The organism is Streptomyces sp. NPDC002643 (assembly GCF_053592555.1).
Genome location: NZ_JBSFVY010000016.1, coordinates 14,067 through 34,337, shown reverse-complemented (window position 1 = coordinate 34,337; position 20,271 = coordinate 14,067). Strand labels below are relative to the sequence as shown.

Sequence of the window (20,271 nt, the reverse complement as noted above, 5' to 3'; positions counted from 1 at the left end):
CCAGGCACCGCCTGATTGTCGGCACCCCCTACTACTCTCGGCGTCATGGCCCTCAACACATCCGCCGAAGCCCCCCTCCCCGTCGGCGAGGTATCCCGTCTGATCGGCGGCTGGATCGATCGGCTCGGCGCGGTGTGGGTCGAGGGGCAGATCACCCAGTTGTCGCGGCGGCCGGGCGCGGGCGTCGTCTTTCTGACGCTGCGGGACCCGTCGTACGACATCTCGGTGAGTGTGACCTGCTTCCGGCAGGTGTTCGACGCGGTGGCGGACGTCGTGAGCGAGGGCGCGCGGGTCGTCGTTCTGGCGAAGCCGGAGTGGTATGCGCCACGGGGGCAGTTGTCGCTGCGGGCGACGGAGATAAGGCCGGTGGGGGTCGGTGAACTGCTCGCCCGGCTTGAGCAGTTGAAGAAGTCGTTGGCGAGTGAGGGGCTGTTCGCGCCGGAGCGGAAGAAGGCGTTGCCGTTTCTGCCGCAGCTCATCGGGCTCGTCTGCGGGCGGGCCTCGGCGGCCGAGCGGGATGTGCTGGAGAACGCGCGGCACCGCTGGCCGGCCGTGCGTTTCGAGGTGCGCAATGTGGCCGTGCAGGGGGTGCATGCCGTGCCTCAGGTGGTCCAGGCGGTGAAGGAGCTGGACGCGCTGGACGGCGTGGACGTCATCATCGTTGCGCGCGGCGGCGGCAGCGTGGAGGACCTGTTGCCGTTCTCCGACGAGCAGCTCGTACGGGCGGTCGCGGCCTGTCGTACGCCGGTGGTCTCGGCGATCGGGCACGAGCCGGACACTCCGCTGCTGGACTATGTGGCCGACCTGCGGGCCTCCACCCCGACCGACGCGGCGAAGAAGGTCGTGCCGGACGTGGGCGAGGAGTACGAGCGGGTGCGGTGGCTGCGGGACCGTGCGCGGCGGTGTGTCGAGGCGTTCGTGGAGCGGGAGGAGCGGGGGCTGGCGCATGCGCTGGCCCGGCCGTCGATAGAAGATCCGCACCGGATGATCGACGAGCGTGCCGACCATGTGGACTCGCTCCTCGACCGGAGCCGCCGCTGTCTCGGCCACCATCTGGACCGGGCCGTCTCGGAGTTGACGCACACGCACGCGCGCGTGGTGGCCCTCTCCCCGGCGGCGACGCTTCAGCGGGGGTACGCGGTGCTGCAGAAGGCCGACGGTCATGTGGTCCGCACGCCGGACGAGGTCACGGCGGCGGAGCCGTTGCGGGCGCGGGTGGCCGAGGGCGAGTTCACCGTCCGGGTCGACGCGACGGACGCGACGGCGGGGACCGCCGACCGCACCACGGACGCGACGGCGGGGACCGGCCCCGCCGCGGACGCGACCGGCGGGCATGAGGGGACCGACGGAACCGGCGGGACTGTCAGTGGGGACGCATAGGGTGGGCCGCATGACCAGCAACGTGAGCGAGGCCGACGGGATGACCGACGCCGCGGGGGCACCCGGCATGTCCCAGGCCGACCGCGCCCTCGGGTACGAGCAGGCGCGTGACGAGCTGATCGAGGTCGTACGACGGCTGGAGGCGGGCGGTACGACGCTGGAGGAGTCCCTCGCGCTCTGGGAGCGCGGCGAGGAGCTGGCCAAGCTCTGCCGTCGCTGGCTGGACGGCGCCCGCGCCCGTCTGGACGCCGCGCTGGCGGAGGACGAGGACACGGAGAGCGACGGCAACGGCGATCGGTGAAACCTGGTGAGGCTGTGAAGTGGATCACTCAGGCCCGCTTTTGATTGAACCTTGAACTTCTTTTGCGTACCTTCGTGGACGTAAGCCATCAAGTCTCACGAAGGTTGCCCCATGTCGCTCGCCCTTGACACCGCCGCCCAGGATCTGCTGTTCCGCGAGGCCCACACCGCGAACGCGTTCACCGACGAGCCGGTGACCGAGGAGCAGGTGCAGGCCATCTACGACCTGGTCAAGTACGGCCCGACCGCCTTCAACCAGACTCCGCTGCGCATCACCCTGGTCCGCTCCGCCGAGGCCCGTGAGCGTCTGGTGAAGCACATGTCCGAGGGCAACCAGGCCAAGACGTCCACCGCCCCGCTGGTCGCGATCCTCTCCGCGGACAACGAGTTCCACGAGGAACTGCCGACCCTGTTCCCGGCGTTCCCGCAGGCCAAGGACCTCTTCTTCGCCGAGCGCCCCGCCCGTGAGTCCGCGGCCCGGATGAACGCCGCGCTCCAGGCCGCGTACTTCATCATCGGGGTGCGCGCCGCGGGCCTCGCCGCCGGCCCGATGACCGGCTTCGACTTCGCCGGCGTCCAGAAGGAGTTCCTGGACGACGACCACACCCCGCTGATGGTCGTCAACATCGGCAAGCCCGGCGAGGGCGCGTCCTACCCCCGCTCCCCGCGCCTGGCCTTCGACGAGGTCGTCACCACGGTCTGAGCACCGCCCCGGCGGGAGACGGACGAGAAGGGCCCCGGCAATCGCGCCGGGGCCCTTGTCATACGTGGTCGTGCATGGTCGTACGCGGTTGGTCGTACGCGGATACGCGGGTAGGCGGGGAAGCGGCCAGGTGGGTGCGCGGGCGGTGGGAGCGCCGGTCAGCCCGTCGGTTCGGCCGTCGTCGTGGGCGTCTTCTCCATCCGGAGCGCCTGCGCCATCTTCGTCAGTTGGTCGAACGACGCCGTGCCGGCGACCACGGTGGTGGAGCCGTCCTGCCGGAGGACGAGGGCGTCGTAGCGGTCGCCCCGGTAGCGGGTCCAGGTGTCGTCGCCGATGTCCTGGGTGGTCCCGGTCTTCGCCGCGTCCTGTGTGGCGTCCGGGATGAAGGTGGATGGCTTCTCGGCGGACTGCTCGATCGCCACGTATTCGCCGTCGGGGTCGTGGAACCCGAGGTGCCAGCGGTCGGACCGGTCGGCCCGGAAGCGTACGGAGGTGGCCTTCCAGGTGTTCGGCAGGCCTTCGGGCGCGGCCACCGCGTACGAGGCCGCACGGCGGGCCGTCAGCAGTTCGACGCGGTAGTCGACGCGCTTGAGCTCCGGCTCGGTCTCGTCATGCGGGATGAAGAGGTAGATGACTCCGGCCGCCATCACACAGACCCCCAGGGAGAGGATCATGTTGCGGACCGTCTGCTTGCCTTGCCTGCTTGCCACGTCCTCATCGTCGCAGGTGCACCCGTCCGCCCCTCCCCCGGGTCCCCGTGCTCATCCGTGGGGTCCACTGCTCATTCTGTCGGACTGACGATAGAGTCGAGCGGAACCCTCATCCGGCCGTCGTCGTATCAGAAAGGTGCGCTCCGATGACCGAGAATCATCATCTGCCGTCCGAGCTCGAAGTCCCCTCCGAGGCCCCCGACCGCAACCTCGCCCTGGAGCTCGTACGGGTGACCGAGGCGGCCGCGATGGCCGCGGGTCGCTGGGTCGGGCGCGGCGACAAGAACGGGGCCGACGGGGCCGCCGTGCGTGCCATGCGGACCCTGGTCTCCACCGTCTCGATGAACGGCGTCGTCGTGATCGGTGAGGGCGAGAAGGACGAGGCGCCGATGCTCTTCAACGGGGAGCGCGTCGGTGACGGGACCGGCCCGGAGTGCGACATCGCCGTCGACCCGATCGACGGTACGACGCTGACGGCCAAGGGCATGACCAACGCGATCGCCGTGCTCGCGGCGGCCGACCGGGGCACGATGTTCGACCCGTCGGCGGTCTTCTACATGGACAAGCTGGTCACCGGGCCGGAGGCGGCCGACTTCGTCGACATCGACGCGCCGATCTCCGTGAACATCCGCCGGGTCGCCAAGGCGAAGCGGTCGGCGCCGGACGATGTGACCGTGGTCATCCTGGACCGGCCCCGCCACGAGAGCATCATCAAGGAGATCCGGGAGGCCGGGGCGCGCATCAAGCTGATCTCCGACGGGGATGTCGCCGGGTCGATCCTCGCGCTGCGGGAGGGCACCGGGGTCGACATGCTGCTCGGCATCGGTGGTACGCCGGAGGGGATCATCTCCGCCTGTGCGGTGAAGTGTCTCGGCGGCACGATCCAGGGCAAGTTGTGGCCGAAGGATGACGCGGAGCGGCAGCGGGCGATTGATGCCGGGCATGATCTCGATCGGGTGTTGACCACCGATGATCTGGTGTCCGGGGAGAACGTGTTCTTCGTGGCGACCGGGATCACGGACGGGGAGTTGTTGCGGGGGGTGCGGTATCGGTCGGAGACCGCCACCACCGACTCGATCGTGATGCGGTCGAAGTCGGGGACTGTGCGGAGGATTGATTCGGTGCACCGTTTGAGCAAGCTGCGGGCTTACTCCTCCATTGATTTCGAGAAGGCCAAGTAGGTCGGGTCTGGGCGGAGTTGGTTTGGGGGGCTGCGGGTTGCGTTGTTGGCTGCGGGTGCGTTGTGGCTTGTCGCGCCCACGCGGCGGAGCCGCACATGTAAACGCCCCGCGCCCCTAAATGCCTGCGGCTGGTCGGCAGCGCAACAGTTGACCCCGCGCCCCTCAAAGCCAAAACCTGCGCCCGGTCGGCGCTGAAAAGGCGCCCTCTTGTGCGGAGAGGGCGCCTTTCTTGTGCTGGTCGGCGTCAGGGGTTCAGCCTGCTGCCGCTATCGTGCCGGCCGTCCTTGCCGCCTTCTTGAGTTCCAGGTCTCGGCGGCGCCTGCGGGCGAGGACCACTCGGCGTTCGGCTGCGGTGAGGCCGCCCCAGACTCCGTAGGGTTCGGGTTGCAGGAGGGCGTGTTCTCGGCACTCGACCATGACGGGGCAGCGGGCGCAGACGCGCTTGGCGGCCTCCTCGCGGGAGAGCCGGGCCGCGGTGGGCTCCTTGGAGGGGGCGAAGAACAGGCCGGCCTCGTCACGCCGGCACACGGCCTCCGTGTGCCACGGGGCGTCCTGGTCGCGGTCGCGCACTGGCACCCGCTGGGGCGGCACGGCAGCGACCTGCAGGGACGAATGCGGCGGATGCAGCACGGTCTACTCCTGACGACGGCTTCGCGAGCGAGAGACGATGCAGCAAGCCCTACCCGCTGTGCGCGCGCCTATGCACTGAGTCCCGAACCGCTGGAATTCCACCACCTCAGCGGGCTGCAGCAAGTGTTTCGCATCACTTGAGGAACAGCCCGGGAGCGATCGAATTCGCAAGCGTCAACGATCCAGATGTTTGCGCAAATGATCGTCGACCTTGTGTGAGACGCGCTCGGTCACGCGGTCGAGGAGGTTCGCGATCGCCTTGCCCCGCGCGGGCTTCGCCTCGATGCTGCCCAGTACCGCCAGCCCGTCGACATAGATCACCGGCGCGTCCGTCTCGGCCGAGTCCAGGGTGTCCACCTGGAAGTCGCCGAGGACACCGGCGCCGCTGCCGCGCAGCGACACGTTCTCCGGGACGCGGATCTCGACGCTGCCGAATACCGAGACCGTCTTGATCATCACCTGGCGGTGCTCGAAGAGGGCCTCGCTGAGGTCTATCTCGACGCTGCCGAATATCGCGAAGGCGTGGATACGGCGGCCGACACGCCAACGCCCCTTGCGCACCGAGGCGCTGAAGACGGCTATCTGGCGGTCGTCGGGGTCGACGGGGATGGCGCCGGGGGCGGGACGGCGCGGCACCGAGGAGGAGAACGAGGGGGCGGGCGCGTAGGCCGCCGCCTTGTGGGTGCGGGAGACGGGGAGGTCCCGTATGAACACGTCCAGCTCGCCGACCGTCTTGGCGGCCAGCACGCCCTCGACCCGCTCGGCGTGCTCCTCGGCGGTGAGGCGGCCCTCGGCGAGGGCGTCCCGCAGGATGTCGGCGGTGCGGTCACGGTCGGCGTCCGAGGCGCGCAACTCGGCGGCGGAGGTGCGCGGTTCGGTCTGCTTCTGAAGGTCCACGGCAGCAGCGTACCCAAACACGATAGATCGCGATAGCCCCCTGGGAAGGCCGGGAAGCCGTTCGGGTTGTCCGTCGAACTGAGCCTTACCTCACAAGCCCGGCGTCAGTGGCAGGTCCTACGCTGGTGGGCGCTGCCGATGGAGGCCAGCCGTGCTGTCTGTCTAGTGAGGAATGGGCACCGATGCCTGAGTTCGAGTACACCGATCTGCTCCCCATGGGAGAGGACACCACCCCGTACCGGCTGGTGACCTCCGAGGGTGTCTCCACCTTCGAGGCCGACGGGCGGACGTTCCTCAAGGTGGAGCCGGAGGCACTGCGCAAGCTCGCCGCCGAGGCCATCCACGACATCCAGCACTATCTGCGCCCGGCCCACCTGGCTCAGCTGCGGCGGATCATCGACGACCCCGAGGCCTCCGGTAACGACAAGTTCGTCGCCCTGGACCTGCTGAAGAACGCCAACATCGCGGCGGCGGGTGTTCTGCCCATGTGCCAGGACACCGGTACGGCGATCGTCATGGGCAAGCGCGGGCAGAACGTCCTGACGGAGGGCGGCGACGAGAAGGCCCTGTCCAAGGGCATCTACGACGCATATCTGAACCTGAACCTCCGCTACTCGCAGATGGCTCCGCTCACCATGTGGGAGGAGAAGAACACCGGGTCGAACCTGCCGGCGCAGATCGAGCTGTACGCGACGGACGGCGGCGCCTACAAGTTCCTGTTCATGGCGAAGGGCGGCGGCTCCGCCAACAAGTCCTTCCTGTACCAGGAGACGAAGGCCGTGCTGAACGAGGCCTCCATGATGAAGTTCCTGGAGGCGAAGATCCGTTCGCTGGGCACGGCCGCCTGTCCGCCGTACCACCTGGCGATCGTGGTGGGCGGTACGTCCGCCGAGTACGCCCTGAAGACCGCCAAGTACGCCTCCGCGCACTACCTGGACGAGATCCCGGCCGAGGGCTCGCCGCTCGGGCACGGCTTCCGGGACAAGGATCTTGAGCAGAAGGTCTTCGAGCTGACGCAGCGGATCGGGATCGGGGCGCAGTTCGGCGGCAAGTACTTCTGCCATGACGTACGGGTGATCCGGCTGCCTCGCCACGGCGCCTCCTGCCCCGTCGCGATCGCCGTGTCCTGCTCCGCCGACCGTCAGGCCGTCGCGAAGATCACCGCCGAGGGTGTGTTCCTGGAGCAGTTGGAGACGGACCCTGCGCGGTTCCTGCCGGACACGACGGACGAGCATCTCGACTCCTCCGACGAGGACGTGGTCCGCATCGACCTCAACCAGCCGATGGACGACATCCTCGCCGAGCTGACCAAGTACCCGGTGAAGACGCGGCTTTCGCTGTCCGGGCCGCTGGTCGTGGCGCGCGACATCGCCCACGCCAAGATCAAGGAGCGGCTCGACGCGGGTGAGGAGATGCCGCAGTATCTGAAGGACCACCCGGTGTACTACGCGGGGCCGGCGAAGACCCCCGAGGGATACGCCTCCGGGTCGTTCGGTCCCACGACCGCCGGGCGCATGGACTCGTACGTGGAGCAGTTCCAGGCGGCGGGTGGCTCCAAGGTGATGCTGGCGAAGGGGAACCGTTCGCAGCAGGTGACGGACGCGTGCGGTGCGCACGGCGGCTTCTACCTCGGCTCCATCGGTGGCCCGGCGGCCCGCCTCGCCCAGGACTGCATCAAGAAGGTCGAGGTCGTCGAGTACGAGGAGCTGGGCATGGAGGCCGTCTGGAAGATCGAGGTCGAGGACTTCCCGGCGTTCATCGTGGTCGACGACAAGGGCAACGACTTCTTCACCGAGCCTGCGCCCGCGCCGACGTTCACGTCGATTCCGGTGCGGGGACCGGGGCTGGCGTAGGGCTTGGGGTTTGTGGGGGTGGAGGATGCTTTTTCGCCCCCGCCGCCCCTACCCGTCCCTGGGGGCTGCCGCCCCCAGACCCCCGCTTTCGGCCTGAACGGCCTCGTCCTCAAACGCCGGACGGGCTCAAAGACGACGGCCGACACCTTCAGGCAAAGCCCCTCACGGGCGAGTGGAGGCCAAGGATGGCGGCAGCCTCGTCCTCAAACGCCGGACAAGCCCAAAGACGACGGCCGACACCTTCAGGCAAAGCCCCTTGCGGGTGGATGGGGGCCAGGGATGGTGGTGGCCTTGTCCTTGAACGCCGGACGGGCGGAATACCCAGCCCGTCCGGCGTTGATTCCAGCCCGTCCGGCGTTGAATCAGCCCGTCCGGCGTTAAATCCAGCCCCTCCGGCGTTTGAGGAGCGGGGGTCCAGGGGGCGGAGCCCCCTGGGAGCGGGGTCGAAGGGGCGGCAGCCACTGGGGGATGGGAACGGGTAGGGGCGGCGGGGGCGACAAACCCTCCCGGCGTGCCCCACCCGGCGCAATCCCGGAACATCCCCACCCTCCCGAGTGCTGTACCCGGTATGAGCGACTACCGCATCGAGCACGACTCCATGGGCGAAGTACGCGTCCCCGCCCACGCCAAGTGGCGCGCCCAGACCCAACGTGCCGTCGAGAACTTCCCCGTCTCCGGCCAGCACATCGAGCGCGCCCACATCGAGGCGCTGGCCAGAATCAAGGGCGCCGCCGCGAAGGTGAACGCCGAGTTGGGCGTACTCGACAAGGACATCGCCGAGGCGATCCAGGACGCGGCCGCACAGGTCACGGAGGGCCGCTGGGACGAGCACTTTCCCGTCGACGTGTTCCAGACCGGGTCCGGGACGTCCTCCAACATGAACGCCAACGAGGTCATCGCGACGCTGGCGAGTGAGCAGCTCGGGCGGAACGTGCATCCGAACGACCACGTCAACGCCTCGCAGTCGTCCAACGATGTGTTTCCCTCGTCCATCCACATCGCCGCCACGGCCGCCGTGACCCGCGATCTCGTCCCCGCGCTGGAGCATCTGGCCTCCGCCCTGGAGCGCAAGGGCGAGGAGTTCGCGGATGTGGTCAAGTCGGGGCGTACGCATCTGATGGACGCCACCCCCGTCACCCTCGGACAGGAGTTCGGCGGGTACGCCGCTCAGGTGCGCTACGGCGTCGAGCGGTTGACGGCGTCGCTGCCCCGGCTCGCCGAACTGCCGCTGGGCGGTACGGCCGTGGGGACCGGGATCAACACGCCGCCCGGGTTCTCCGCCGCCGTGATCGCCGAGGTCGCTCGGGCGACGGGGCTGCCGCTCACCGAGGCCCGCGACCACTTCGAGGCGCAGGGGGCGCGGGACGGGATCGTCGAGACCAGCGGGCAGCTGCGGACCATCGCCGTATCGCTCACCAAGATCGCCAACGATCTGCGGTGGATGGCGTCCGGGCCGCGCACCGGGCTCGCGGAGATCTCCCTGCCCGACCTCCAGCCGGGATCGTCGATCATGCCCGGCAAGGTCAACCCGGTGATCCCGGAGGCCGTGCTCATGGTCGCCGCGCAGGTCGTCGGCAACGACGCGACCGTCGCCGCCGCCGGAGCCGCCGGCAACTTCGAGCTGAACGTGATGCTGCCGGTGATCGCGAAGAACGTACTGGAGTCGATCCGGCTGCTCGCCAATGTGTCGCGGCTGCTCGCCGACCGGACCGTCGACGGGATCGTCGCCCATCGTGAACGGGCCCGCGAGTACGCCGAGTCGTCGCCGTCCGTGGTGACCCCGCTGAACAAGTACATCGGATACGAAGAGGCCGCGAAGGTCGCCAAGAAGTCGCTCGCCGAGCGGAGGACCATCCGGGAGGTCGTGCTGGACAGCGGCTATGTCGACCGCGGCGATCTGACACTCGAACAGCTCGATGAGGCACTGGATGTCCTGCGGATGACGCGCCCGTGACAAAAGAGCCACCGAAGGGCGAGTTCCGGCCTTCTTCGGTGGCACGCGGGTAAACGATTCCCGCTGTCGCGTGAACCATGACCGGGGCCACGGCGTCGTATGCCCATGACACCTAATATCTGTGCATGGCAGACGACGGAGCGGTGAGACGAGTGGAATCAGGCGGGTCGACGGTGTTCTGGGAGCCCGGGAGCCGAATCCTGTGGCGTTACCGGGAGAACGGCGGCGCGGGGTTCCACATCGCACGCCCCGTCACCGTCGTCCGGGACGACGAGGATCTGCTGGCCGTATGGCTGGCCCCCGGTACCGAGTGCGTCAAGCCCGTGCTGGCGGACGGCACTTCACCGGCCGCCGAGCCCCTCGCCTCCCGCTACAAGAAGCCCCGTACCGTACAGCTGGACCGCTGGTTCGGCACCGGAGTGCTGAAGTTGGCGCGACCGGGCGAGCCCTGGTCGGTGTGGCTGTTCTGGGAGCCGGGTTGGCGTTTCAAGAACTGGTACGTCAACCTGGAAGCGCCGCTTGCCCGTTGGGAGGGCGGTGTGGACTCCGAGGACCACTTCCTGGACATCTGCGTCTACCCTGACCGGTCCTGGGACTGGCGCGACGAGGACGAGTTCGCGCAGGCCCAGCTGGACGGACTGATGGACGGTCAGGAGGCGGAGCGGGTAAGAGAAGCGGGACGGTCCGCCGTCGAGGTGATCCGCGCCTGGGGGTCGCCGTACGCGGACGGCTGGCAGCACTGGCGGCCGAATCCGGCCTGGGGAGTACCGTCTCTCCCGGACGACTGGGACCGTACACCGGTGCACTTGTCCTCATGAGACCCTTGATGCGCCCCCGGGCCACAACCGTAGGATCGTCCTCCGCAGGGGTTCGCAAGGGTTCACAAGGGCAACTCCCGCAGTTCGCGCAGAGCTTGACCATATGTCACCGAGGGGCGGCAGGACGTGATCAAGGGGTACGAGGGCCACACCGGTAACCGCCGGAGAAGGCCCGACGGAGGGACCGTGCTGTCCTCCGGCGGGTCCGCCGGTACCGTAGGTGGCACAGGAACTGCCTCTGACCACGCGGGAATTCCGTTCCCAGGACACCTATTCCGGGTATCGGCCTTTCTGCGGGACGAAGTATCGGGTTTGCTGCGGGACGAACTGCGCACACGACGCGCAGTCCCGGACGGATGGATTCGACACGCGTGACGGAGCACCCCACCTCCCACGAGCGCCCTCAGAGCGGCGCCGGCCCCGCGGACCCCCGCGGGGCGGTCCTGCGTACCCAGGAACCGCTGCGGACCGCGGGCGCCTTACCGGCACAGTCACGCTCGGGCGACGCGCAGTCCGCCTCGGGGACGACGGCCCAGTGCGCCAAGAGCGGGCAGGCTCCCTCGGAGCACGCCCAGCCGACGCTGTCCGAGCACTCCCAGCCCGCGGCCACCGAGCCCGACCCGCACCGTCCGCGCCCCGCGCCGGAGGGCATCCCGGCCCAGCCCGGCGGTGACCCGGAGCGGCCCGGCAACGCCGGCGCGGCCCTGGAGCGGCGCGGTGGACAGGGTGCGCAGCCCGGCGCCCCCATGTCCATGCGGCGCGACGGGGACCGGCTGCGTTTCGTGGGCGCCGCGACCCGGCGGATCGCCCGCGGTATCGACCTGGACGAGATCGTCATGGGTCTGTGCCGGGCGACCGTACCGACGTTCTCGGACGCGATCCTCGTCTATCTCCGCGAGCCGCTGCCCGTCGGCGACGAGCGGCCCACCGGGCCCATGGTGCTGCGGCTGCGCCGTACCGACCGGATTCCCGAGGAGCGGGACACCGAGGGCGGCTTCATGCCCGTCATCCAGCCCGAGCCGGTGGACCTGGCGGTCGTCACCGCCGAGAGTTGCGAGGTACGGCCCGGTGGCGCGCTCGCCGAGGTGCTGCGCGGTGTACGGCCGGTCTTCGCGGACGCGCCGGCCGCGCACGACGCGCTGCCCGAACTGCTCGGCCCCGACGCCGAGCTGACGGTGCCGACCGGTCAGCGGGCGATCCTCGCTCCGCTGCGCGGACGGCGCCGGGTGATCGGCGCGGCCGTGTTCCTGCGGCGGCCCGAGCGGCAGGCGTTCGAGCAGGACGACCTCCTGGTCGCCGCCCAGCTCGCCACGCACAGCGCGCTCGGCATCGACAAGGCCGTGCTGTACGGGCGTGAGGCGTATATCGCCGACGAACTGCAGCGCACGATGCTGCCGGAGGCGCTGCCCAAGTGCACCGGCGTGCGCCTCGCGCACCGGTATCTGCCGGCCGCCGAGACCGCGCGGGTCGGCGGTGACTGGTACGACGCGATTCCCCTGCCGGGGAGCCGGGTCGCACTGGTCGTCGGCGATGTCATGGGGCACTCGATGACCTCCGCCGCGATCATGGGGCAGCTGCGGACCACCGCGCAGACGCTGGCGGGACTCGATCTCCCGCCGCAGGAAGTGCTGCACCATCTCGACGAGCAGGCGCAGCGGCTCGGTACGGACCGCATGGCCACGTGCCTGTACGCGGTGTACGACCCGGTATCGCATCGGATCACCATCGCCAACGCCGGGCATCCGCCGCCGGTGCTGCTGCATCTCGGGGGACGTGCCGAGGTGTTGCGGGTGCCGCCGGGGGCGCCGATCGGTGTGGGTGGCGTGGACTTCGAGGCGGTCGAGCTGGACGCGCCGGCCGGGGGCACGCTGTTGCTGTACACCGACGGGCTCGTGGAGTCGCGGCTCCGTGATGTGTGGACCGGGATAGAGCAGTTGCGGGAGAAGCTGGCCGCGACCGCGCAGTTGACCGGGCCGGATCATCCGCCGCCGCTCGAAGCGCTGTGCGACGAGGTGCTGGACATGCTGGGGCCCGGGGACCGGGACGATGACATCGCCCTGCTCGCCGCGCGGTTCGATGGGATCGCTCCCAGTGATGTCGCGTACTGGTTCCTGGAACCGGAGGAGATGGCTCCGGGGCGGGCGCGGAGGCTGGCTCGGCATGCCTTGTCCCGCTGGGGGCTTGAGGAGTTGAGCGACTCCGTCGAGTTGCTCATCAGTGAGGTCGTCACCAACGCGGTGCGGTATGCGACGCGGCCGGTTACCTTGCGGTTGCTGCGGACCGATGTGCTGCGGTGTGAGGTGACCGATGATGTACCGCAGTTGCCTCGGCTTCGGCAGGCTCGGGCGACGGATGAGGGTGGGCGTGGCCTTTACCTGGTCAATCGGCTGGCCAAGCGGTGGGGGGCCACTCGGTTGAGTGCGGGGAAGGTTGTTTGGTTCGAGTTGAATCGGTCCGGTGGATGAGCTCAATCGCTCTGCTGGGTGAGCCGGGCCGATCAGGGTTCGGGACTGACTGTGCATTGCGGGCGGCGGGCCGTCCGTGGCTGGTCGCGCAGTTCCCCGCGCCCCTAAAGATGGGCCTGCGGCCCAAAAAATGAGGGCCTTCGGCCCTCCAAAAGCGAATAGGGCGCCCGGCGAATGCCGGGCGCCCTTCCCTCATGTCTGTCCCTAGTCGTCCTGCTGTGGGTCGTTCGGGTTGGTCGGTAGGCCGCCTATGCCGCTGTCGTCCTCGCCGTCCGTCGGGGTTTCCTCCGGGGTGGTTTCCGGGGTTTCCTCGGGGGTCGTCTCGGGGGTCGTTTCCGGGGTGGTTTCCGGTGTTGTCTCGGGGGTTGTCGTCGGAGGTTCGGTCGTCGGAGTCTCCGACGGGGTTTCCGACGGGGTGAGGGTCGGGGTCGGGGACTCCGTGGGCTTGACCGCGGCGCCCTGGTTGGTCTCCAGGTCGAACTTGGTCGTCTTGCCCATCACTCCGAAGGTGTACTCGGCCCAGATGCGGGCGGGGAAGCCACCACCGTTGATGCGGGCCTCGCCGAGCGCGTTGTACATCGAGACGTGCTTGCCGCCGTTGTCCATGTCCTCGCCGAAGAGGCCGACGGAGGTGACCAGGCTCGGCGTGTAGCCGGTGAACCAGGCGGAGCGGTTCTCGTCGGAGGTACCCGTCTTGCCGGCGACCTGCTGGCCGTCGCGGGCCGGGTTGTCGCGGACGGAGGTCTTGGCCGTACCGTCGTCGACCACGCCGGTGAGGACCGAGGTGACCGTGTCGGCGGCCTCGCGGGTGATGACCTGCTCGCCGATCGGGCTGGGGAACTTGACCTCGCCGTCGCGGTGGGTGGCGGAGGCCACGATGGACGGGGTGACCTTCTTGCCGTGGTTGTCGAGGGTGGCGTAGATGCCGGCCATCTCCAGGGGGCTCGCGCCCATGGTGCCCAGGGTCTGGGCGGGCACGGCCTGCATGTCCTCGGTGTCCATGCCGAGCTTGCCGGCGACCTCCATGACCTTCTCCATGCCGACGTCGACGCCCATCTGCGCGAAGACGGAGTTGATGGACTTGTTCATGGCGGTCTGCACGGTGACGTCGCCGTAGTCGGCGTTGTCCTCGTTCGGCGGGCTGAAACCGACCTTGGTGCCGTTGTCGACGACCTCGTGGCCGCTGTCACCGTCGTAGATGGTGTTCGCGGTGATCGGGTCGCCGTCCTGGGTCTCGGCGGCCTCGTCGACGGCGGCGGCCAGGACGATCGGCTTGAAGGTGGAGGCGGGCTGGTAGTCCCGGCGGGTGGCGTTGTTCTGGTAGTGCTTGAAGTAGTCGACGCCGCCGTACATCGCGAGGACCTTGCCGGTCTTCGGGTCGACCGAGACGGCACCGGCCTGGATGTACTTGTCGACCTTGTTCTTCTTCGGTTCGAGCTTGCTGGTGAGCTGTTCCTTGACGGCCTTCTCCAGCTTGGTCTGCTTCTTCGGGTCGATGTTCAGCGTGACGGTCCAGCCGCCGTCGTCGATGAGGGCGATGGCCTGCTCACGGTCGTCCGCCCTGCCGGTGGCGACGAGTTGGTCGGCCAGCTCGCTGTTGGCGGCGTCCACCAGATAGCCGTTCTGGCCCTGCTTGTCGGGCGAGCCCTGCGGGTCCTTGGGGATCGGGAACTTCATGTCGGCCCGCTCGGAGGCCTCCAGCCACTTCATCTCGACCATGTTGTCGAGGACGTAGTTCCAGCGCGCCTTGACCAGCTTGCGGCCGGTCTCGGAGGCCGCGGACCAGTCGTACTGGCTGGGGGCCTGGAGGAGCGCGGCGAGATAGGCGCCCTGTTCGACCTTGAGGTCCTTGGCGTCGACGCCGTAGTAGGCCTGGGCGGCGGCCTGGATGCCCCAGGCGCTGCGGCCGTAGTAGCTGGTGTTGATGTAGCCCGCGAGGATGTAGTCCTTGGACTTGTTGCGCTCCAGCTTCAGGGAGATGATCAGTTCCTTGAGCTTGCGGCTCACGGTCTGGTCCTGCGTCAGGTAGTAGTTCTTGACGTACTGCTGGGTGATCGTCGAACCACCCTGCTTGCCCTTGCCGGAGAGGGTGTTGATCAGACCTCGGGCCGTGCCCTTGAAGTCGACTCCGGGGTCCGTGTAGAAACCCTTGTTCTCGGCGGCGACGAAGGTCTGCTGGACCTGCTTGGGGACGTCGGAGAGTTCGACGATCTCACGGTTGGTGGTGCCGGAGCGGGCGAGGATCTTGCCGGTGGAGTACTTGTAGACGTTGCTTTCCTTGGTCGCGTCCGGGTTGCCCTGGGGGATGTCGATCATCATGTAGAGCACCACGAAGGCGCCCATGACGAGCAGGCAGAGGCCGAAGAACGCGCCGAGGATCTTCTTCCAGGTGAAGAGGCGGCGTATACCGCTCTTCTTTTTCTTGCCGTTCCTGCCGGCGTTCCTGGCCGCCGCTCTCGCCGCCGCCCGGCCGCCGCCCTCCGAGGGGCCTATGACAGTGGTGGCACCCCCCGACGCGTTGCCCGCCGACGCGTTGCCCGTGGTCGAGCGCTGGGGCGCCGCGCGGCGACCGCCACGCTGCCGCGCTCGTCTTTCTTCCGCTCGTCCCATGGCTCCGGTCCGCTCCGCCTTCTGTTCGTCTCGTTCGAGTGCCGTACGGCTTGTCCATCTGTACGCCTCGTACGTCACTCGGGTGTCGCCGGTCGGCCTAGCAAGCTAACACCGAGGACTGTGGCCCCGGGGAGCCGCATCGCCCCGTTCCGGCGTGACAATGCGCACGAGATGCGCGTCGCCGTACATCTCATCCCACCGGAACGGACGTTCCAACAGGGCCGATGGTTGCCTCGCGCGCCCCTTCCCGCACCGGCGAACTCGGTGACAGAACCGTGACATTCGGCTCTGACCAGGGCCCCTTCCACCCCCCGCCGCAGGCTATACACGGCACGTATACGCGAGGTGTATACCCGCTGTGTACAGTCGTGCTCATGTCCATCGGTCACACCCTCCTGGGACTCCTGGAGTCCGGGCCCCGCCACGGTTACGACCTGAAGCGGGCCTTCGACGAGAAGTTCGGTCATGACCGGCCGCTGCACTACGGCCAGGTCTACTCGACGATGTCGCGGCTGCTGAAGAACGGTCTCGTCGAGGTCGACGGCATCGAGCCCGGCGGCGGCCCCGAGCGCAAGCGGTACGCGATCACCGAGGCGGGCATCACCGATGTCCAGCGCTGGCTCGCCACCCCCGAGAAGCCCGAGCCGTATCTGCAGTCGACCCTCTACACCAAGGTCGTCCTCGCCCTGCTGACCCATCGGAACGCGGCCGACATCCTCGACACCCAGCGCTCCGAACACCTGCGCATGATGCGCATCCTCACCGACCGCAAGCGCAAGGGCGACCTCGCCGATCAGCTGATCTGCGACCACGCCCTGTTCCATCTGGAGGCCGATCTGCGATGGCTGGAGCTGACCGCCGCCCGACTGGGCAAGCTGGCCGAGGCGGTGGCCCGCTGATGATGCCCGCCGGCTCCCTGCTGCTCGCGACCGATCTGCGCAAGGCGTACGGTCCGACCACCGCGCTCGACGGCGCCGAGTTCTCCATCCACCCCGGCGAGGTCGTCGCGGTGATGGGCCCCTCCGGCTCCGGCAAGTCGACCCTGCTCCACTGTCTCGCTGGGATCGTGACGCCCGACTCGGGCTCCATCATGTACAACGGCCGCGAGATGGCCACCATGAACGACGCCGAGCGCAGCGCGCTCAGGCGCAGCGAGTTCGGGTTCGTCTTCCAGTTCGGCCAGCTGGTGCCCGAGCTGACCTGTGTGGAGAACGTGGCGCTGCCGCTCAGGCTGAACGGCACCAGCCGCAAGGAGGCGGAGAAGACCGCGCTGGGCTGGATGCGGCGGCTTGAGGTCGACGACCTCGCCCGTAAGCGGCCCGGTGAGATATCCGGCGGGCAGGGGCAGCGCGTCGCCGTGGCCCGGGCGCTGGTCACCAGCCCCCGGGTGATCTTCGCGGACGAGCCCACCGGCGCCCTCGACTCCCTCAACGGCGAGCGGGTGATGGAACTGCTCACCGAGGCCGCCCGCTCCGCCAACGCCGCCGTCGTCCTCGTCACCCATGAGGCCCGGGTCGCCGCCTACTCCGACCGCGAGATCGTCGTACGCGACGGCAGGTCCCGGGACATGGAGCGCGTCGTATGAGCGCTTCTTCGAGTTCTCCCTCGGGATCTCCTTCGAGTTCTTCTTCGGGTTCTGCTTCGGGATCTCCTTCGCGTCCTTCTTCCGTGCGCCGATGGGCCCAGGACCTGGCGATGGGTGTCCGGTTCACCTTCACCGGGGGCCGCGAGGGCTGGGTCCGGGCCGTGCTCACCGCGATCGGCGTCGGCCTCGGGGTCGCGCTGCTGCTGCTCACCACGGCGATACCGAACGCCATGTCCGCCCGGACCCTCCGCGACGACGCCCGCGAGGACATCGGGCTCCTGTACGACGAGGACATGTCCCGGAGGAAGGCGTCCGACAGGACTCTGATCGCCGCGCTCGCCAACACCGATTACCACGACGAGAACGTCCGGGGACGGCTCCTCGAACCCGAGGGGGTGAACGCGCCGGTGCCGCCGGGGGTCTCGAAGCTCCCCGGCAAGGGCGAGATGGTCGTCTCCCCCGCCCTCGACGAGCTGCTCAAGTCGGACGAGGGCAGGCTGCTGCGCGAGCGGCTGCCGTACCGCACGGTGGGCACCATCGGCGAGGCCGGACTGATCGGCTCGGCCGAACTCGCCTACTACGCCGGCGCCGACGGCCTCGCCGAGCGCGTCGACCAGGGGAGCGCGGGCCGTATCGAACGCTTCGGCCCCAAGGCCGAGCCCGAGCCGGAGGAGCTGGACCCGGTTCTCCTGCTGCTCATCCTGGTCATCTTCGTGGCGCTGCTGATGCCGGTCGCCGTCTTCATCGCCACCGCCGTACGGTTCGGCGGCGAGCGACGCGACCGACGGCTGGCGGCGCTCCGGCTGGTCGGCTCCGACGGCGGGATGACCCGCAGGATCGCGGCGGGCGAGGCGGTCGCGGGCGCCGCGCTGGGCCTCGTCTTCGGCACCGTCTTCTTCCTGATCGGCCGGGAGGTCGCGGGCTCGGTCCAGGTGTACACGTTCAGCGTCTTCCCCAGCGACCTCAACCCCTCCCCCGTGCTGGCCCTGCTGGTCGCCCTCGCGGTCCCGGCGGCGGCCGTCCTCGTCACCCTGTTCGCCCTGCGCGGGGTCGTCATCGAACCGCTCGGCGTGGTCCGTACGGCCAAGCCCGCGCGCCGCCGGCTGTGGTGGCGGCTGCTGCTGCCCCTCGGCGGACTCGCGCTGCTGCTGCCCATGGTCGGCCAGGGCAACGAGGGCGGGGAGTTCAACGAGTTCCTGGTCTCGGGCGGCATCGTGCTGCTGCTCGTCGGCATCACCGCGCTGCTGCCGTGGATCGTGGAGCGGGTCGTCGCCCGCCTCGGCTCCGGCGCCGTCTCCTGGCAACTGGCCGTGCGCCGCCTCCAGCTGAGCAGCGGTACCGCCTCCCGCATGGTCAACGGCATCGCCGTGGCGGTGGCCGGCGCCATCGCCCTGCAAATGGTGTTCGCGGGGGTCGAGGGCGACTACACCGAGGACACCGGTCTGGACACCGGCCGCGCCCAGATGCAGGTCAATCTGCCGGAGGGCATCCCGGTGACCGCCGCCGCGAACGAGCTGAAGGAGGCCAGGGGCGTCGACACCGCCGTGGCGCTGTTCGGCGACTCCGTCTCCGCCGTCCGCAAGGACCCGGAGTACATGGTCGACGTGACCATCGGCACCTGCGACGATCTGCGCCAGCTGGCCCGAATCCCCTCCTGCCGTGACGGTGACGTCTTTCTCATGGAGGCCGCGACCGACAGCTTCGACGAGGACATGCCGGCCCTCGCCGCACCGGGCAGGACGCTCTACTTCGACCCGACCTTCTCCGACGAGGGGGAGGACATCAAGGGCACCGAGATCCCCTGGACCCTGCCGGCCGACATGGAGAAGGTGAACGAGCGCCCCGACCCGCTCCGGTCCGCCATGTCCGGGCTGCTGGCCACCCCGGGCGCCGTGCCGGCGAGCACGGAGTCCCAGCACTACAGCAGCATCTATGTCTCGCTCGACGCACAGGTGCCGGACGCGGTGGAGGAGGTGCGGAACGCGGCGGCGGCGATCGATCCCATGGCCGACGCCTGGCAGTGGCAGTCGGAGCGGGCGACCGACGAGTTCGCGACCATCCGCACCGGGCTGATGGTCGGGGCGTCCGCCGTGCTGCTCCTCGTCGGGGCGAGCCTGCTCGTGTCGCAGTTGGAGCAACTGCGCGAGCGGAAGAAGCTGTTGTCCGCGCTGGTCGCGTTCGGCACGCGGCGGCGGACCCTCGGGCTCTCCGTGCTCTGGCAGACGGCGATACCGATCGTCCTGGGGTTGTTCCTCGCGACGCTGGTCGGGCTGACTCTGGGCACGGTGCTTCTGAAGATGACCGCGGTGCCTGTCTCTGTCGACTGGCCGAGTGTGCTGATGATGACCGGGTTCGGGGCGGGGGTCGTCGTTCTGGTGACGGTGTTGAGTCTGCCGCCGTTGGTTCGGCTCATGCGGCCGGATGGGTTGAGGACGGAGTAGGGGGAGGGTGTTCGGGGGCGTTTGCCGACTGCGGGTCGTAGGGGGCTGGTCGCGCAGTTCCCCGCGCCCCTTTGGGGGCGCTGGTGTGAGACTTACGGCATGACGCTCGACTCTCTCAGGGCCGCTATTCCTGCCTACGCCCATGATCTGCGGCGGAATCTGGACTCTGTCGTCGGGGACTCGCCTCTGTCGGAGCAGCAGCTCTGGGGCACCGTATTGGTCGCCGCCATCGCCTCTCGCTCGGCTCTCGTGCTGCGGGAACTCGGGCCGGAGGTCGAGGTGCGGCTGACGCCGGAGGCGTACACCGCGGCCAAGTCCGCTGCGGCGGCCATGGCGTTGAGCAACGTCTTTCACCGGAGTCGGCATCTGCTCTCCGATCCCGAGTACGGGCGGCTGCGCACCGGCCTCCGGATGAATCCGCTGCGCGACCCCGGTGTGGACCGCGTCGACTTCGAGCTGTGGTCTCTCGCGGTGTCCGCCGTCAACGCGTGCGGGGCCTGTCTCGACTCCCATGAGCAGGCCCTGCGCAAGGCCGGGGTCGGACGGGAGATCGTGCAGGAAGCCCTCAGGGTCGCGGCGGTGGTCCAGGCGGTGAGCGTGACGCTGGACGCGGAGGCGGTCTTCTCGGAGAAGTTCTGAGATCGGAGAAGTCCTGAGATCGGAGGAGTACGGAGGAGTACGGAGGGGGCCGGTCCGTCGGAAATCCGGTCGCGGGTCCACCGCCTCCCCGGAAGAATCCATCCC

The 20,271-nt window shown here is 69.0% G+C and carries 16 protein-coding genes; 12 read left to right on the top strand and 4 right to left on the bottom strand.

Features of this window, described 5'->3' with window-relative positions:
- Window positions 1-45: 45 nt before the first annotated feature.
- The 3 genes from xseA to ACWD4G_RS24340 all read left to right on the top strand — a co-directional run bounded on the left by xseA (window position 46) and on the right by ACWD4G_RS24340 (window position 2,383).
- On the top strand, window positions 46-1,380 hold the full coding sequence (xseA, locus tag ACWD4G_RS24350) for an exodeoxyribonuclease VII large subunit (RefSeq protein ID WP_451296730.1): 1,335 nt from the start codon (window positions 46-48) through the stop codon (window positions 1,378-1,380).
- 10 nt (window positions 1,381-1,390) lie between these two features.
- Window positions 1,391-1,681, top strand: a complete 291-nt coding sequence (locus ACWD4G_RS24345; RefSeq protein ID WP_451296728.1) for an exodeoxyribonuclease VII small subunit — start codon at window positions 1,391-1,393, stop codon at window positions 1,679-1,681.
- A gap of 111 nt (window positions 1,682-1,792) precedes the next feature.
- Window positions 1,793-2,383, top strand: a complete 591-nt coding sequence (locus ACWD4G_RS24340; protein WP_451296726.1) for a malonic semialdehyde reductase — start codon at window positions 1,793-1,795, stop codon at window positions 2,381-2,383.
- Between the two features lie 158 nt (window positions 2,384-2,541).
- Here the strand turns inward: ACWD4G_RS24340 and ACWD4G_RS24335 are convergent, their stop codons facing one another.
- A complete protein-coding gene (locus ACWD4G_RS24335; protein ID WP_451296724.1) occupies window positions 2,542-3,093 on the bottom strand; it encodes a DUF4245 domain-containing protein in 552 nt (183 codons plus the stop codon).
- A 146-nt stretch (window positions 3,094-3,239) separates the two neighbouring features.
- Here ACWD4G_RS24335 and glpX point away from each other — a divergent pair, with 146 nt between their 5' ends.
- Window positions 3,240-4,274, top strand: a complete 1,035-nt coding sequence (glpX, locus tag ACWD4G_RS24330; protein ID WP_451296722.1) for a class II fructose-bisphosphatase — start codon at window positions 3,240-3,242, stop codon at window positions 4,272-4,274.
- A 252-nt stretch (window positions 4,275-4,526) separates the two neighbouring features.
- On the opposite strand, the gene ACWD4G_RS24325 is transcribed toward glpX, so the two are convergent.
- Together ACWD4G_RS24325 and ACWD4G_RS24320 are read right to left on the bottom strand one after the other, a co-directional pair.
- Window positions 4,527-4,904, bottom strand: a complete 378-nt coding sequence (locus tag ACWD4G_RS24325) for a WhiB family transcriptional regulator (protein ID WP_451296720.1) — start codon at window positions 4,902-4,904, stop codon at window positions 4,527-4,529.
- 174 nt (window positions 4,905-5,078) lie between these two features.
- Entirely contained in the window at window positions 5,079-5,801 is a 723-nt protein-coding gene (locus ACWD4G_RS24320) for a DUF1707 SHOCT-like domain-containing protein (protein ID WP_451296718.1), read from the bottom strand.
- 182 nt (window positions 5,802-5,983) lie between these two features.
- Here ACWD4G_RS24320 and ACWD4G_RS24315 point away from each other — a divergent pair, with 182 nt between their 5' ends.
- The 4 genes from ACWD4G_RS24315 to ACWD4G_RS24300 all read left to right on the top strand — a co-directional run bounded on the left by ACWD4G_RS24315 (window position 5,984) and on the right by ACWD4G_RS24300 (window position 12,891).
- Window positions 5,984-7,654 (top strand): fumarate hydratase, encoded by a 1,671-nt coding sequence (locus ACWD4G_RS24315; RefSeq protein ID WP_451296716.1) that lies wholly within the window; start codon window positions 5,984-5,986, stop codon window positions 7,652-7,654.
- Between the two features lie 568 nt (window positions 7,655-8,222).
- Complete coding sequence (locus ACWD4G_RS24310) at window positions 8,223-9,608, top strand: class II fumarate hydratase (protein WP_451296714.1); 1,386 nt, start codon at window positions 8,223-8,225, stop codon at window positions 9,606-9,608.
- Window positions 9,609-9,733: 125 nt separating this feature from the next.
- Entirely contained in the window at window positions 9,734-10,426 is a 693-nt protein-coding gene (gene fomD, locus ACWD4G_RS24305) for a cytidylyl-2-hydroxypropylphosphonate hydrolase (RefSeq protein WP_451296712.1), read from the top strand.
- Between the two features lie 356 nt (window positions 10,427-10,782).
- The gene (locus ACWD4G_RS24300) at window positions 10,783-12,891 is read left to right on the top strand and encodes a SpoIIE family protein phosphatase (RefSeq protein WP_451296710.1); all 2,109 of its coding nucleotides are present in this window, start codon (window positions 10,783-10,785) and stop codon (window positions 12,889-12,891) included.
- Between the two features lie 204 nt (window positions 12,892-13,095).
- Here the strand turns inward: ACWD4G_RS24300 and ACWD4G_RS24295 are convergent, their stop codons facing one another.
- Window positions 13,096-15,501, bottom strand: a complete 2,406-nt coding sequence (locus tag ACWD4G_RS24295) for a transglycosylase domain-containing protein (RefSeq protein WP_451296708.1) — start codon at window positions 15,499-15,501, stop codon at window positions 13,096-13,098.
- Window positions 15,502-15,875: 374 nt separating this feature from the next.
- Between ACWD4G_RS24295 and ACWD4G_RS24290 the strand changes: the two genes are divergently transcribed.
- The 4 genes from ACWD4G_RS24290 to ACWD4G_RS24275 all read left to right on the top strand — a co-directional run bounded on the left by ACWD4G_RS24290 (window position 15,876) and on the right by ACWD4G_RS24275 (window position 20,166).
- On the top strand, window positions 15,876-16,400 hold the full coding sequence (locus ACWD4G_RS24290; protein WP_451296706.1) for a PadR family transcriptional regulator: 525 nt from the start codon (window positions 15,876-15,878) through the stop codon (window positions 16,398-16,400).
- Complete coding sequence (locus ACWD4G_RS24285) at window positions 16,400-17,086, top strand: ABC transporter ATP-binding protein (protein WP_451296704.1); 687 nt, start codon at window positions 16,400-16,402, stop codon at window positions 17,084-17,086. Before ACWD4G_RS24290 ends, ACWD4G_RS24285 begins: the two co-directional genes overlap by 1 nt.
- Before the next feature lie 110 nt (window positions 17,087-17,196).
- Window positions 17,197-19,527, top strand: a complete 2,331-nt coding sequence (locus tag ACWD4G_RS24280) for an FtsX-like permease family protein (protein WP_451296702.1) — start codon at window positions 17,197-17,199, stop codon at window positions 19,525-19,527.
- 99 nt (window positions 19,528-19,626) lie between these two features.
- Complete coding sequence (locus ACWD4G_RS24275) at window positions 19,627-20,166, top strand: carboxymuconolactone decarboxylase family protein (protein ID WP_451296700.1); 540 nt, start codon at window positions 19,627-19,629, stop codon at window positions 20,164-20,166.
- Window positions 20,167-20,271: the final 105 nt, after the last annotated feature.

What these genes read in the sequence shown, in the direction of transcription:
- ACWD4G_RS24345 (WP_451296728.1), top strand. Translation starts at nt 1,391, where the DNA reads ATGACCAGCAACGTGAGCGAGGCCGACGGGATGACCGACGCCGCGGGG.
- ACWD4G_RS24285 (WP_451296704.1), top strand. Translation starts at nt 16,400, where the DNA reads ATGATGCCCGCCGGCTCCCTGCTGCTCGCGACCGATCTGCGCAAGGCG.
- ACWD4G_RS24295 (WP_451296708.1), bottom strand. Translation starts at nt 15,501, where the DNA reads ATGGGACGAGCGGAAGAAAGACGAGCGCGGCAGCGTGGCGGTCGCCGC.
- fomD (WP_451296712.1), top strand. Translation starts at nt 9,734, where the DNA reads ATGGCAGACGACGGAGCGGTGAGACGAGTGGAATCAGGCGGGTCGACG.
- ACWD4G_RS24280 (WP_451296702.1), top strand. Translation starts at nt 17,197, where the DNA reads ATGGGTGTCCGGTTCACCTTCACCGGGGGCCGCGAGGGCTGGGTCCGG.
- glpX (WP_451296722.1), top strand. Translation starts at nt 3,240, where the DNA reads ATGACCGAGAATCATCATCTGCCGTCCGAGCTCGAAGTCCCCTCCGAG.
- xseA (WP_451296730.1), top strand. Translation starts at nt 46, where the DNA reads ATGGCCCTCAACACATCCGCCGAAGCCCCCCTCCCCGTCGGCGAGGTA.
- ACWD4G_RS24310 (WP_451296714.1), top strand. Translation starts at nt 8,223, where the DNA reads ATGAGCGACTACCGCATCGAGCACGACTCCATGGGCGAAGTACGCGTC.
- ACWD4G_RS24290 (WP_451296706.1), top strand. Translation starts at nt 15,876, where the DNA reads ATGTCCATCGGTCACACCCTCCTGGGACTCCTGGAGTCCGGGCCCCGC.
- ACWD4G_RS24300 (WP_451296710.1), top strand. Translation starts at nt 10,783, where the DNA reads ATGGATTCGACACGCGTGACGGAGCACCCCACCTCCCACGAGCGCCCT.
- ACWD4G_RS24340 (WP_451296726.1), top strand. Translation starts at nt 1,793, where the DNA reads ATGTCGCTCGCCCTTGACACCGCCGCCCAGGATCTGCTGTTCCGCGAG.
- ACWD4G_RS24275 (WP_451296700.1), top strand. Translation starts at nt 19,627, where the DNA reads ATGACGCTCGACTCTCTCAGGGCCGCTATTCCTGCCTACGCCCATGAT.
- ACWD4G_RS24315 (WP_451296716.1), top strand. Translation starts at nt 5,984, where the DNA reads ATGCCTGAGTTCGAGTACACCGATCTGCTCCCCATGGGAGAGGACACC.